This is a genomic window from Candidatus Accumulibacter vicinus, from assembly GCF_000584955.1.
In the GTDB taxonomy this organism is placed as follows: domain Bacteria; phylum Pseudomonadota; class Gammaproteobacteria; order Burkholderiales; family Rhodocyclaceae; genus Accumulibacter; species Accumulibacter vicinus.
Genome location: NZ_JDSS02000019.1, coordinates 148,882 through 161,438 on the forward strand (window position 1 = coordinate 148,882; position 12,557 = coordinate 161,438).

Annotated in this window: 13 protein-coding genes; 10 read left to right on the forward strand and 3 right to left on the reverse strand. The window is 61.6% G+C overall.

Features of this window, described 5'->3' with window-relative positions; genetic code table 11:
* Both CAPSK01_RS07115 and CAPSK01_RS07120 read right to left on the reverse strand, forming a co-directional pair.
* Positions 1–454: dihydrofolate reductase (locus CAPSK01_RS07115; RefSeq protein WP_273703233.1), on the reverse strand; the 454-nt coding region annotated here is incomplete at its 3' end.
* A gap of 12 nt (positions 455–466) precedes the next feature.
* Positions 467–1,288: a thymidylate synthase gene (locus CAPSK01_RS07120; protein WP_034924439.1), complete on the reverse strand. Its 822-nt coding sequence runs from the start codon at positions 1,286–1,288 to the stop codon at positions 467–469.
* A 165-nt stretch (positions 1,289–1,453) separates the two neighbouring features.
* On the opposite strand from CAPSK01_RS07120, the gene CAPSK01_RS07125 reads away from it, so the two are divergent.
* The 10 genes from CAPSK01_RS07125 (at position 1,454) to mtgA (ending at position 11,921) form a co-directional block, all read left to right on the forward strand.
* Positions 1,454–2,980, forward strand: a complete 1,527-nt coding sequence (locus CAPSK01_RS07125; RefSeq protein WP_034924441.1) for a hypothetical protein — start codon at positions 1,454–1,456, stop codon at positions 2,978–2,980.
* A 46-nt stretch (positions 2,981–3,026) separates the two neighbouring features.
* Positions 3,027–5,132 carry a methionine--tRNA ligase gene (metG, locus tag CAPSK01_RS07130; RefSeq protein WP_034924445.1) on the forward strand — a complete coding sequence of 702 codons (2,106 nt, stop codon included), beginning with the start codon at positions 3,027–3,029 and terminating at the stop codon, positions 5,130–5,132.
* A gap of 139 nt (positions 5,133–5,271) precedes the next feature.
* Entirely contained in the window at positions 5,272–5,775 is a 504-nt protein-coding gene (gene tpx / locus CAPSK01_RS07135; protein ID WP_034924448.1) for a thiol peroxidase, read from the forward strand.
* 16 nt (positions 5,776–5,791) lie between these two features.
* On the forward strand, positions 5,792–6,616 hold the full coding sequence (locus CAPSK01_RS07140; protein ID WP_034924450.1) for an IclR family transcriptional regulator: 825 nt from the start codon (positions 5,792–5,794) through the stop codon (positions 6,614–6,616).
* On the forward strand, positions 6,597–6,866 hold the full coding sequence (locus CAPSK01_RS22130) for a YkgJ family cysteine cluster protein (protein ID WP_273703234.1): 270 nt from the start codon (positions 6,597–6,599) through the stop codon (positions 6,864–6,866). The genes CAPSK01_RS07140 and CAPSK01_RS22130 overlap by 20 nt, the downstream gene beginning before the upstream one ends.
* Before the next feature lie 34 nt (positions 6,867–6,900).
* Positions 6,901–7,722 (forward strand): undecaprenyl-diphosphate phosphatase, encoded by an 822-nt coding sequence (locus CAPSK01_RS07145; protein ID WP_034924453.1) that lies wholly within the window; start codon positions 6,901–6,903, stop codon positions 7,720–7,722.
* A 1-nt stretch (position 7,723) separates the two neighbouring features.
* Complete coding sequence (locus CAPSK01_RS07150; RefSeq protein WP_034924456.1) at positions 7,724–8,296, forward strand: YqiA/YcfP family alpha/beta fold hydrolase; 573 nt, start codon at positions 7,724–7,726, stop codon at positions 8,294–8,296.
* A gap of 8 nt (positions 8,297–8,304) precedes the next feature.
* On the forward strand, positions 8,305–10,227 hold the full coding sequence (locus CAPSK01_RS07155; RefSeq protein ID WP_034924458.1) for an RNB domain-containing ribonuclease: 1,923 nt from the start codon (positions 8,305–8,307) through the stop codon (positions 10,225–10,227).
* A 22-nt stretch (positions 10,228–10,249) separates the two neighbouring features.
* Complete coding sequence (locus tag CAPSK01_RS07160; RefSeq protein WP_034924905.1) at positions 10,250–11,119, forward strand: TonB family protein; 870 nt, start codon at positions 10,250–10,252, stop codon at positions 11,117–11,119.
* 106 nt (positions 11,120–11,225) lie between these two features.
* Positions 11,226–11,921: a monofunctional biosynthetic peptidoglycan transglycosylase gene (mtgA, locus tag CAPSK01_RS07165; RefSeq protein WP_034924460.1), complete on the forward strand. Its 696-nt coding sequence runs from the start codon at positions 11,226–11,228 to the stop codon at positions 11,919–11,921.
* Positions 11,922–12,339: 418 nt separating this feature from the next.
* Here the strand turns inward: mtgA and CAPSK01_RS22135 are convergent.
* Positions 12,340–12,557: hypothetical protein (locus tag CAPSK01_RS22135; RefSeq protein ID WP_273703235.1), on the reverse strand; the 218-nt coding region annotated here is incomplete at its 5' end.

Below are 12,557 nucleotides of genomic sequence, written 5' to 3' on the forward strand. Positions count from 1 at the left end.
TCCGCCACTCGGCAAGCGAAACTTTCGGGAAGAAGCGGTCCCCCGGTGCATTCTCGGCGACTTCGGTCAGGTACAGACGTTTGGCCAGCGGCAGGGTCTGACGATACAGCGCCTCGCCACCGATGATGAAGACCTCGGCGGCGTCGCCTGCCAGAGCAATCGCCTCTGCGAGCGATCGGGCCGGCGTCGCGCCACTCGGCAGGTGGTCGGGATTGCGGCTGACGACGATGTTGTGTCGCCCGGGCAATGGGCGAAAGGCGGTCGGCAGCGATTCCCAGGTCTTTCTGCCCATGATCACCGGCTTGCCGCGCGTCGTTTCGCGAAAATTCCGCAGGTCTTCCGGCAGGTGCCAGAGCAGTTGCTGGTCCTTGCCAATCGCGCGGTTGCGGCCGACGACCGCGATCAGCGAGAGGATGGGGAGCCGTTCTGCTACTGCCGGCGCCTGCACACGCATCGGCCTGCCGGCCTAGACGGCGACCGCAGCCGCGATGTGCGGGTGTGGATCGTAGCCTTCGAGCACAAAGTCCTCGAAGCGGAAACTGAACAGGTCGCGCACTGCCGGCTGCAGTCGCATCGTCGGCAAGGGGCGCGGGGCGCGTGTCAGTTGCAGGCGCGCCTGTTCAAAATGATTGCTGTAAAGGTGCGCGTCGCCAAACGTGTGCACGAAATCGCCTGGCCGATAGCCGCAGACCTGTGCCAACATCAGGGTCAGCAGTGCGTAGGAGGCGATGTTGAAGGGCACGCCGAGAAAAATGTCGGCGCTGCGCTGATAGAGCTGGCAGGAAAGCTTCGCCCGGCGATCCACCTCTGAATCGGCAGGCGGCGCGACGTACAACTGGAAGAGCGCGTGACACGGTGGCAGCGCCATGCGCTCGATGTCCCCCGGATTCCAGGCAGTGACCAGGTGTCGGCGCGAGTCGGGGTGGTTCTTCAGGCCGTCGACGAGTTGTGCGATCTGGTCGATTTCACTGCCCTGCGCAGTTTGCCAGTGACGCCATTGCTGGCCATAGACGGGACCGAGATCGCCGTTCCGGTCGGCCCATTCATCCCAGATGCGGACGCCGTTCTCCTGCAGGTAGCGCACGTTGGTGTCGCCCTGCAGGAACCACAACAGCTCGTGAATGATCGATCGCAAATGCAATTTCTTGGTGGTCAGCAAGGGAAAGCCGACGCCAAGGTCGAAACGCATCTGCCAGCCGAACACCGAGCGCGTGCCGATGCCGGTGCGGTCTGCCTTGGGAGTCCCCTGTTCGAGGACGTGCCGCATCAGGTCGAGATACTGCTGCATGCCGTTTTGCCTGTCGATCTGTCAGCGCGCATTGTAAAGGAGAGTGCCGGGGAATGCTGTGTCGGCATCCTCTTGCCAAGGGCCACGCATTGATCGGCAGGGAGGGCGCTCCTGGTTTACAATCTTCGTCTCAACTCCGTAATTCCTGGCCAAGGCGGGCTCTCCATGCGCATCAATCTGTTTCCGCAACGTCCTGATCATCCCCTCGCCGACGCCAAGGAGTTGAAACGGATCCTTGCCGAACTGCATGTCGAAAAGGCGGCCCATGCCGTCGATGAACTGGCGAGCTGGTTCGAGTCATTGAAGCACGCCAGGAACTTTCGCCTGGACCACTATTTTGACGTGCTTCGCCAGCTCGATGACGCCGGGCAGCCACATCTGCGACGCCTGGCACGCGACTACCTTTACTCGCCATACCTGTCGCGGCTTGAGCAGCAACGGTTATGGGAGCGGAGTTACGGCTATTGGACGGCGGTTGCTGCGCTCTACGCTCTGTGCACGACACGCGCTCGACTCGAACCCAAAGAGAGAGGCGCGGAGGCATTCAAAGTTTCGCTGCCGCTGGCGGACGCACGCTTGCAGGCGGCACGTCGCACCCTCATCAAGTGGCTGGCGTATCGCTACGAGCCGGTTGAGGGAGAACTCTGGAAAAGTCTCGGGAGAACCTCTCTGCTGGCCGAAGCGGCGGGTCATGCGCAGAAGCCGGTCCAGCTTTATCCGGGTCCACTGGGTTCGAGCAGTGCCGGGCAGCAATATCTGCACGCCCTGGTATTTTCTACCTCCTCGATGGATGGCTTGCTGCCGCAGCAGATCGAACTGGCCGATCGGATGGTCGCACATTTCTTGCCGGCCTTTGTGTGTTCTCCGGATTGCCGACCCGATAGCGTGTATTGGGTCGACGCGGCCAAGGGTTCGGCACCGACACGGTTGGCTCGTCATCCCGGTGCAGCCAGACCCGGCCTGCGCTTCTTTTCGCCGGGACAGGCGCTCGCCGGGCTCGAAGAGTTGATCCATGTGGTCGAACGCGACGAAGTTCCGAGCAGCCTCAATCTCGGCGGTGAATTTCCGCAGAAGGCCTTGCTGCCGGTGTTGCGCCATTTGCGGGTTTGCTGGGCATTGAAACCGCCTCAGCGACGTCATCAGCGCCATGCGGTCAAGACACGAATGGCGGTCTTGCCGGGTTTTGACCACAGCTACACGGTCTTTTCGGGCGCCTCGGCAGACCTGCAGACGCAAACGCAAAGCTGGGTCGTCGAAAACGTCAGTCTCGGGGGGCTGCGCACCTGCTTCGACGAATCGGCGACTGACCGGATCAAGCTTGGCTCACTGCTCTGCATGCAGGTGGAAGGGGGTGAGAACTGGCTGCTGGGGACGGCACGGCGCTTCAACAGGCAGGCCGGTGGGCGCGCCAACCTGGGGGTGCAATTGCTGGCGCGGCAGGCGCAGGGCGTCGAGCTGCAACCACGCCGCAGTGGTTTCGCGGCAGCCGTCGCCATCCCCGGTATCTGGCTGCATGATGATGAAGTGCCTGGCATCGTACGCATCGTGCTGCCCCTGGGCAGCTTCAGTGTGCGGGAAACCCTGAATTTCAGCCTGGATGGCCGTATCCATCTGCTGACGCCGATGGAAGTCGAAGCGAGTGGCTGCGATTACGAAATTGCCCGTTATCACGATCAGCAGTCACCGGCCTGACCCCGCTTTGGTAGAATGCGCCTTTGCCCCGGTTGCGCCCAACTCAATGACACGCCAGATTCTCGTCACCTCCGCCCTGCCATATGCAAACGGCGCAATTCACCTCGGCCATCTGGTCGAGTACATTCAGACCGACATCTGGGTGCGTTTCCAGAAAATGCGCGGGCATGAATGCTGGTATGTCTGCGCCGACGACACGCATGGCACGCCGATCATGCTGCGCGCCGAGCAGGAGGGAATCACCCCGGAAGCACTGATCGAACGGGTCCATGGCGAGCACGCGCGCGACTTCGCTGGCTTCCACGTCGGTTTCGATAACTACTACACGACGCATTCCGAGGAGACCCGCGCCTGCGCCAACGAAATCTACGCGCGCCTGCAGGCGGCAGGTCTGATCGAGACACGCACCATCGAGCAGTATTACGACCCGCTCAAGCAGATGTTCCTGCCGGACCGCTTCATCAAGGGCGAGTGCCCGAAGTGCGGCGCGCACGACCAGTACGGTGACAACTGCGAGAGCTGTGGTTCGGCGTACACCGCCAGCGAGCTGAAAAACCCCTATTCGGCGGTTTCCGGTGCCAGGCCGGAACTGCGGCAATCGGAACATTTCTTCTTCAGACTGTCCGATCCACGCTGCCAGGCTTTTCTCCGGCGCTGGACACAGAGTGAGGGCCGATTGCAGCACGAAGCGGCCAACAAGCTGCAAGAGTGGCTGGGCAGCGAGCGCGAGAACAGGCTCACCGACTGGGACATTTCGCGCGATGCGCCGTACTTCGGCTTTGAAATCCCCGACGCTCCCGGCAAGTACTTTTACGTCTGGCTCGACGCGCCAATCGGCTACATGGGCGCTTTCAGGAATCTCTGCGCCAGGAACGGCCTTGATTTCGACGCGTACTGGCGCCCGGACTCGACCGCCGAACTGTATCACTTCATTGGCAAGGACATCCTTTACTTTCATGCGCTGTTCTGGCCGGCGGAACTCGAACATGCCGGCTACCGCACCCCCAGCAAGGTCTTCGCGCATGGTTTCCTGACCGTCGATGGTGCCAAGATGTCCAAGTCGCGTGGCACCTTCATCACCGCCGAAAGTTATCTGGCGCAAGGCCTCGACCCCGAATGGCTGCGCTACTACTACGCAGCCAAACTCTCGGGTTCGATGGAAGACATCGACCTCAACCTCGACGATTTCATCGCGCGTGTCAATTCCGATCTGGTTGGCAAATTCGTCAATATTGCCAGCCGCTCGGCCGGATTCATCGTCAAGCGCTTCGCTGGCCAGCTCTGTACCTGCGACGAATCGCTGCCGGCGATCCAGGCCATCCGCGAACGACAGACGGCGATCGCGGATCACTATGAAGCGCGCGAATTCGGCAAGGCGATCCGCGAGATCATGGCCCTGACCGACCTTGCCAATCAGTATGTCGACAGCGTCAAGCCCTGGGAACTGGCCCGGCAGGAAAGTCGCGCAAACGAATTGCAGGCCGCCTGCAGCAACGCTCTGAATCTCTTCCGCCTGTTCGCGATTCTGCTCAAACCGGTATTGCCGGCGCTCAGCGCCAAGGCTGAAGCCTTTCTCAACGTCGCCCCGCTGGTCTGGGAGGACAGCCGTACGGTCCTCGCCGCCGGGCATGCCATCAGGACTTATCGGCACCTGCTGACCCGTGTCGACAAGACACAGGTCGAAGCGCTACTGGCCGCCAACCGCGAATCGCTGGCGGCAACTTTGCAAACCAGCCCGCAAAGGCATGCCGAGCAGCAGGAGAAAGCAGCGGCCGACGCCGTCGCGCAGGCTGCCGTCGGAGCAAGCGCCAGGCCGCACATCAGCATCGACGATTTCATGAGCGTCGACCTGCGTATTGCGCGCATCAGCGAAGCCACTCCGGTTGAAGGCGCCGACAAGCTCGTTCGTCTGCTGCTCGACGTCGGCGCACTCGGCACCCGGCAGGTCTTTGCCGGCATCAAGGCCGCTTACGACCCGGCAACGCTGGTCGGCCGGCTGACCATGATGGTGGCCAACCTGGCGCCGCGCAAGATGAAGTTCGGCCTTTCGGAAGGGATGGTGCTGGCCGCCTCCGACCCGGATGGCCAGATGCCGGGCATTTTCCTGCTCTCGCCGGATGCCGGTGCCGAGCCCGGCATGCGCGTCAAATAGTCCGGAATGGACCACCGACGGCCGCTGATCTCGGTCTGGAGGCCACGGTGAGAACTCCGGCCGTGAAATAATGCCCAAGCAACGCTGCCGATGATGGTCAACGGCAGTTTCTTCAATTCACTTCCAATCAGGAACCCACATGTCAAACATAGTGACACTAGGCGGCAAGCCGTTTCAGGTCAATGGCAATTTCCCGCAAAAGGGCGAGGTGGCACCCGCGTTTACGCTCGTCGGCAAGGATCTGAGCGACGTTTCGCTGCGCAGCTTTGCCGGCCAGCGCAAGATTCTCAACATCTTTCCAAGCATCGACACCCCGACTTGCGCCACCTCGGTACGCAAGTTCAACGAAAAGGCCAGCGCACTGAGCAATACGGTCATCCTTTGCATTTCCGCCGACCTGCCCTTCGCGCAGAGCCGTTTTTGCGGAGCTGAAGGTCTGGACAAGGTATTGACTTTGTCCTGCATGCGTGGGCGTGATTTTCTCGAAGCCTACGGCGTGGCCTTGAGCAACGGACCGCTGGCGGGGCTGGCGGCGCGCGCGGTGGTGGTCCTCGATGCCGATGACCGCGTACTGCACTGCCAGTTGGTTGCCGAGATCAAGGACGAGCCCGACTACGACGCCGCGCTGCAAGTGCTGGCCTGATCGCCGAAACGAGCCCATGTCCGAGACCAGCAACGCTGAACCGGCCAAACAGCGACAAGGCATCCAGTCGATTGAAGTCGGTACGCGCCTGCTGCGGGCGCTGGTAGCCGGCAGGCGGGCGATGATGCTGCGCGACATCGCCCGCAACGCCGGCATGCCAGCCGCCAAGGCACACCGCTACCTGGTGAGCTTCATGCGCATGGGCCTTGTCGAACAGGATGCGAATACCGGCCGCTACGATCTCGGCGAGTTTGCGCTCGAACTTGGGCTCGCGAGTCTGGCGCGGCTCGATCCCGTGCGTCTGGCCGGACCCGTGCTTGACGACCTCTGCGAGCGTAGTGGCGAAACGGTGGCACTCGCCATGTGGGGCAATCACGGCGCAACCTGTGTACGCTGGGTCGAAGCAGGCGGTCCGGTCACCATTACCCTGCGAACCGGCGTCGTGCTGCCGCTGACTTCGTCAGCGACTGGTCTGGCTTTCGCGGCTTTCTATCGCTCGCCGTATCTCAAAAAGAGGCTCGACGCTGAAGTGCGGGCAATTGCCGAGGCAAGGAATGTGCAGCCTGAGGCGGTACTCGCAGCGCTCATGGAGCAACTCGACGAGATCCGCGGCCACGGCATCTCGCGCGCTTCGGGCAGTGTCACTCCGGGAATCAATGGCTTCAGCGCGCCGGTCTTCGATCACAGCGGCCGCATGGTTGCCGCAATCACTTCGCTGGGCATCATCGGGAACTTCGACATTGACTGGGAAAGCCCGATCGCACAGAGTACGCGCGAGGCGGCAGCGACGCTTTCCCGGCGGCTGGGTCACGGCAGCGTCGATGACCAAAGCATTGCGTGACTGCCGGCCCGCCTGCGCGGCCTGCTGCATCGCGCCCTCGATCACGACTGCGATGCCCGGCCACCCCCGTGGTAAACCGGCTGGCGAACGCTGCGCGAATCTGACCGAAGACTGGCGCTGTGGCTTGTGGGGTCGCCCCGAGCGGCCGTCATGCTGCGCCGGACTGAAACCCTCCGTCGAGATGTGCGGAGACCATCGACAACAGGCGATTGCCTGGCTAGCCGCACTGGAACAGGCAACCCGACCCTGAGTGCTAGAATGCCGCTTTTTGTCGAAAGCTCCCTGTGGACCTGTTGCTCCTGCTGAAAGCGCTGATTCTCGGTCTTGTCGAAGGCTTCACCGAGTTCCTGCCGGTATCATCGACCGGCCATCTGATCCTCGCTGGCGACCTGCTCGACTTCAACGATGAGCGCGGCAAGCTGTTCGAGATCGTCATCCAGTCGGGCGCGATCCTGGCGGTGTGCTGGGAGTATCGCGCGAAGCTCTCGCAGGTACTGCTCGGACTGACCAGCGAACGTGCCGCGCAGCGTTTTGCGCTCAATCTGCTGGTGGCCTTCCTGCCGCTGGCGATCATCGGCCTGCTGTTCGGCAAGATGATCAAGGCGCATCTGTTCAACGCGCCGGTGGTGGCGCTAGCCTTCATTGCGGGCGGTTTCCTCATTCTCTGGGCCGAGCGGCGCGAACATCGCATTCGCGTCGAATCGGTCGATGATCTGTCGCTGACCGATGCCTTCAAGCTTGGCTGCGCACAGGCATTGGCATTGATCCCCGGCACCTCGCGATCAGGAGCGACGATCATCGGTGGCCTGTTCTTCGGCCTGTCGCGCCGTGCAGCAACCGAGTTTTCGTTTTTCCTGGCGATTCCGACGCTGATCATCGCCACCCTCTACCAGCTCTACAAGGAACGCGCACTACTCTCCTTCGACGACCTGGGGATGTGGATCGTCGGTTTTCTGGCCGCCTTCATCTCGGCATTCTGGGCGGTGCGCGGGCTGCTTCGCTACATCAGTACGCACGACTTTTCGATTTTCGCCTGGTACCGCATCGTATTCGGCATCGTCGTACTGGTCACCTGGCATTACCACTGGGTTTCCTGGACCTCCTGACGTGACAAGTCCGAACGTTCTTTATCTGCACGGCTTCTGCTCGTCGCCAGCGTCCTGGAAGGCCAGGTTGCTCGGCGAACGCCTGGCTGCCATCGGTCTCGGCGACCGTTTCCGGTGCCCGCAGTTGTCGCCGGTGCCGCTGGCGGCGATTGCCCGTGTCGAAGCGCTATTGGCCGGCAACGACGGTCCGACGACGCTGGTCGGCAGTTCGCTGGGGGGCTTCTATGCGAGCTGGCTGGCCGAAAAGCACGACCTGCGCGCGGTCCTGATCAACCCGGCAGTCATGGCACCGCGGCTGCTCGACGGACTGGTCGGCACGCACAGCAACTTCCATACCGGCGAGACCTTCGAGTTTACGTCGGCGCACGTCGACCAACTGCGCGCGCTCGACACCCCGATCGTCACGGCTGCGCGCTATCTGTTGCTGATCGAAACCGGAGACGAGGTGCTCGACTACCGTCAGGCTGTCGCGCGCTACGCCGGCTGTCGCCAGATAGTTCTTGACGGGGGCGATCACAGCTTTACGCGCTTCCCTGATCTTGTACCGCAAATCATTGAATTCTGTGGGTTATAATCGCTGCAATGCATGTTCTATTCGAAGAAGAGGGGGCCTTCAAGGCAGCCACCATTGTGACCGACAACGAGACCTCGTTGCAGGTCGAGACGGCCTCGGGCAAGCGCAGCAAAATCAAGTCGGCAAACGTCCTGTTACGCTACAACGAACCGGCAGCGACGGGACTGCTCGATCAGGCGGAAGCTCTGGCTGCCGATATCGAGCCCGACTTTCTTTGGGAGTGTGTCGGTGATGGCGAGTTTTCTTTTTCTGATTTTGCCAACGAGTACTTCGGTCACATCGCCACGGCGCTTGAAGCCACTGCGCTCCTGCTTGCCCTGCATGCGGCACCGATCTATTTTCATCGCAAGGGAAAAGGTCGTTTCCGCAAGGCCCCGACAGAAATTCTCCAGGCTGCCCTTGCCGGCCTCGAAAGGAAACGCCAGCAAGCCCTGACCATCGAGCGCATGGTTGGAGAACTCAAGGCCTTCTCATTGCCCCCCGAGTTTCTGCCCATCCTCAACCAGTTGCTCTACAAGCCCGACCGCAACCGCGGCGAGACCAAGGCACTCGAAGCCGCGTGCAGTGAAACGGGTTTGTCGGCAGCACAGTTGCTCGAAAAGTGTGGCGGCATCCGCTCGGCACACGACTATCACCTGAAGCATTTCCTGTTCGAGCAGTTCCCGCACGGTACGGCTTTCCCGGCGACGGCGGCACCGGCATTGCCGGTTGGTCTGCCGCGTGCCGACGTGCAGGCCTTTTCCATCGACGACGCGACAACGACCGAAATCGACGACGCGTTTTCCCTGCAGACACTGCCTGGTCTGGGCTGGCGGGTCGGAATCCATATTGCCGCGCCGTCGCTGGGTATCGCACCGGGGTCGCCACTGGACCACATCGCGCGCGCAAGGCTGTCGACGGTCTACCTGCCCGGCAGCAAGATCACCATGTTGCCGGATACGGTACTGGACTCCTTCACCCTTTCGAGTGGCCGAGACTGCCCAGCCATTTCGCTGTATCTCACGGTCAGCCCCGAGTTCGAGATTACGGCCCACGAGTCGCGCATCGAAATCGTTCCAGTGGTTGCCAACCTACGCCACCACGACATCGAACCGCTGTTCAACGAACAGACGATTGCCGATGGTCTGCCCGAGTTTCCCTTCCGTGATCAACTGCTGACCCTCTGGCACCTTGCCAACGCCTGCGAAGGCCGACGCGGCAAGCCTTCGGCGGTACAAGGCCACTTCGACTACAATTTCCGGATCGACGGTGATCTCGGCGATGCCGAGTCCTGCCGAATCGAGATTTCCGCACGCAAACGTGGCAGCCCGCTCGACAAATTGGTCGCCGAGTTGATGATTGTCGCCAACAGCACCTGGGGCGGACTGCTGGCCGTCAAGGGCGTGCCCGCAATCTATCGTGTACAGACCGGCGGCAAGGTGCGCATGAGCACCTCGCCGCAGCCGCACGAGGGCCTCGGGGTAAAACAGTACGCCTGGTCGTCGTCGCCGCTGCGTCGTTATGTCGACCTGATCAACCAGTGGCAGTTGATCGCCAGCCTGCGGGGAGAGACGCCGCCCTTCGCTGCGCGTTCGGACGCGCTCTTCGCGGCACTGCGCGATTTTGAGCTGACCTACAGTGCCTATGCCGAATTCCAGCGCAGCATGGAACGGTACTGGTGTCTGCGCTGGCTGCGCCAACAAGGGATCGACAGTATCGAGGCAACGATCGGCCGCGAGAATCTTGCCAGGCTTGACCATCTGCCGCTGGTACAACGAGTGCCTTCGGCACCGGAACTCAAGCCCGGCCAGCGTATCCGGCTGCGTATCGAGTCGATCGACTATCTGACCCTGGCACTTGGCTGTCGCTATCTCGAAACCGTTGCCGTGGCAGGAGCCGGTATCGAGAATGCCGCAGAGGAGGCACCGGAGGTCCTGGAGGCGGTCGATTGAGGTGAGCGCCGGATCGCGTGAAATGGTTGTACGCTGGTTGACAACGCATGCTCTGGGGCTGGCACTCGCGACTTCGCTGCTTCTGCATGGCCTGTTGCTGTCACTGCACTTCAGTTACCCGGATGCCTCGCGCGCTGTCAAGGACCGCGCCCTCGACATCATCCTGGTCAATAGCCGTTCAGCCCGCCCCCCTGCCGACGCGCAGGTACAAGCGCAGGCCAATCTCGACAAGGGTGGCAATACCGATCAGGATCGCCGCGCCAGGACGCCCTTGCCGGCAGCCCCCAGACATCAGGAGGGTGACGACTTCGAACACTCGCAAAAGCGTGTCCAGGCCCTCGAAACGCATCAGCAGCGACTGGTGGCGCAAAGGGAGAGCAGGACCACGATTGCTGCCAAAGCCGAGAAGGAAGCTCAGCCCGAACCGGTATCCAATGTCAGCGGCCGTGACCTGGCGCAAAGCGCCCTGGCGATGGCACGTCTCGAAGGCGAGATCGCCAAGGAACTCGACGACTACAACAAGCGGCCACGCAAGAGATTCATCGGCACGAGCGCAGTGGAGTACCGCGATGCACAATACCTCGATGAATGGCGGCGCAAGATCGAGCGCGTCGGCACGCTCAATTACCCGGAAGCCGCGCGGGGCAAACTGTACGGCAACTTGGTCATGACGGTGACGCTCAGGAGCGACGGCACGGTCGCCGGAATCGAGATCAACCGTTCGTCCGGGCACCAGATTCTCGACGACGCGGCGCGGCGGATCGTCGCCATGGCCGCACCGTTCGCCGAATTCCCACCCGCCATCCGGCACGATACCGACATTCTGACGTTTACCCGCACCTTCAACTTCACCCAGCGCGACAGTCTGGAGACCAAGGGGGCGAAGCGATGAGCACTCGTGACTGCGTATTCGGCAAGCCGGCGACCAATCATGCTGCCTTCGTTATGGGGAAGGGCATCATGCCACGCGTCGCGGCCACGAAGGTCGTCGCAACCGGATGAGGATCGTGCTGCTGTGGGCAAAACGGCTGCTTCTCGGCTGCGTCGCGCTGTTGCTGGTCTACCAGTTCTGGCTGTTTGGCTGGGTTCTGTGGTGGAACTGGGTCAACCCGGACACCACCCGCTTCATGAAAATTCGCCTCGAGGAGTTGCGGGTCAAGGATCCGCAGGTGCAACTGCAAAAGCAGTGGGTCGGCTACGAGCGCATCTCGATGAATCTCAAGCGAGCGATCATCGCGGCCGAAGACGCCAAGTTTGTTGACCATGAGGGCTTCGACTGGGAAGGCATCCAGCACGCCATCGAAAGGAATCAGCAAAAAGGGCGTGTCGTCGCCGGCGGATCGACGATCTCGCAGCAACTCGCGAAGAACCTCTTTCTGACACCCGCCAAGACCCCCTGGCGCAAGGCTGAAGAGGCAATCATCACGCTGATGTTGGAGACCGTATGGAGCAAGCAACGGATCCTCGAGGTTTATCTCAACGTGATCGAGTGGGGCAACGGCGTTTTCGGCGCTGCCGCCGCCGCGCACCATTACTACGGCGTTTCCGCCTCGCAGCTTGCCCCCGAGCAAGCTGCGAGGCTGGCCGGAATGCTCCCCAGCCCACGCTTTTACGACCGTAACCGTAACACACCGGGATTGGCCAGAAAAACCGCCATCATCCTGGCGCGCATGCGCTCTGCCGATCTGCCCTGACGTCGCGAAGCGTAAGAGCGTGTTGACTAAATCACCCTGCGCCGGGAAACGTTGTTGCCTATTTCCCGTTGAGCCGAGACGATGCCCCCCGTACTGTCTGTCCCCAGACAACCTGATTCGATCTCGGAGTTTCCCTCAGGTCTATTGCTGCTCTCTCAATGGGCCTCCTTCCTCCTGGAGGCCGTTTCCCCCGTTCGCGTCGTCCCTTCGTCGAACTCCTGATCGGCGGCATGTTCAACCCGGAAGGATGGGTCACCCGCGCCATTGGGGCCATTCGCCGAGAGGCGCGCTGGACGGCCTATTACAAGCTGATCGGGCGGGCACCCATATTAGTCGGGGAACCCTCCATCCGTTTGCTGCAACGGGTTCTCCCTATTCTTGTTGTGTTACGGCGGATCGCCGTCAATCGCTCACCAACTCACCCCATCACCTTTGCCGACAGGAACGACAGCAGTGGATTGTACGCTGTCCGCATTGTGCGTCGCCCGAAGTGACCCGGCAAGGGCATGACACGACCCAGCCGTCGCGCCGCAAATATCACTGCACGGCTTGCCACCACTACTTTGACGACTTGACCAGGACGATCTTCGCGGGTCACCACCCGCCACTGCGGGTGTGGATCTTGTGCCTGTATCT

Coding starts and splice junctions, on each gene's coding strand:
- CAPSK01_RS07120 (WP_034924439.1), bottom strand. CDS start 1,288: ATGCAGCAGTATCTCGACCTGATGCGGCACGTCCTCGAACAGGGGACT.
- CAPSK01_RS07125 (WP_034924441.1), top strand. CDS start 1,454: ATGCGCATCAATCTGTTTCCGCAACGTCCTGATCATCCCCTCGCCGAC.
- metG (WP_034924445.1), top strand. CDS start 3,027: ATGACACGCCAGATTCTCGTCACCTCCGCCCTGCCATATGCAAACGGC.
- tpx (WP_034924448.1), top strand. CDS start 5,272: ATGTCAAACATAGTGACACTAGGCGGCAAGCCGTTTCAGGTCAATGGC.
- CAPSK01_RS07140 (WP_034924450.1), top strand. CDS start 5,792: ATGTCCGAGACCAGCAACGCTGAACCGGCCAAACAGCGACAAGGCATC.
- CAPSK01_RS22130 (WP_273703234.1), top strand. CDS start 6,597: ATGACCAAAGCATTGCGTGACTGCCGGCCCGCCTGCGCGGCCTGCTGC.
- CAPSK01_RS07155 (WP_034924458.1), top strand. CDS start 8,305: ATGCATGTTCTATTCGAAGAAGAGGGGGCCTTCAAGGCAGCCACCATT.
- CAPSK01_RS07160 (WP_034924905.1), top strand. CDS start 10,250: ATGGTTGTACGCTGGTTGACAACGCATGCTCTGGGGCTGGCACTCGCG.
- mtgA (WP_034924460.1), top strand. CDS start 11,226: ATGAGGATCGTGCTGCTGTGGGCAAAACGGCTGCTTCTCGGCTGCGTC.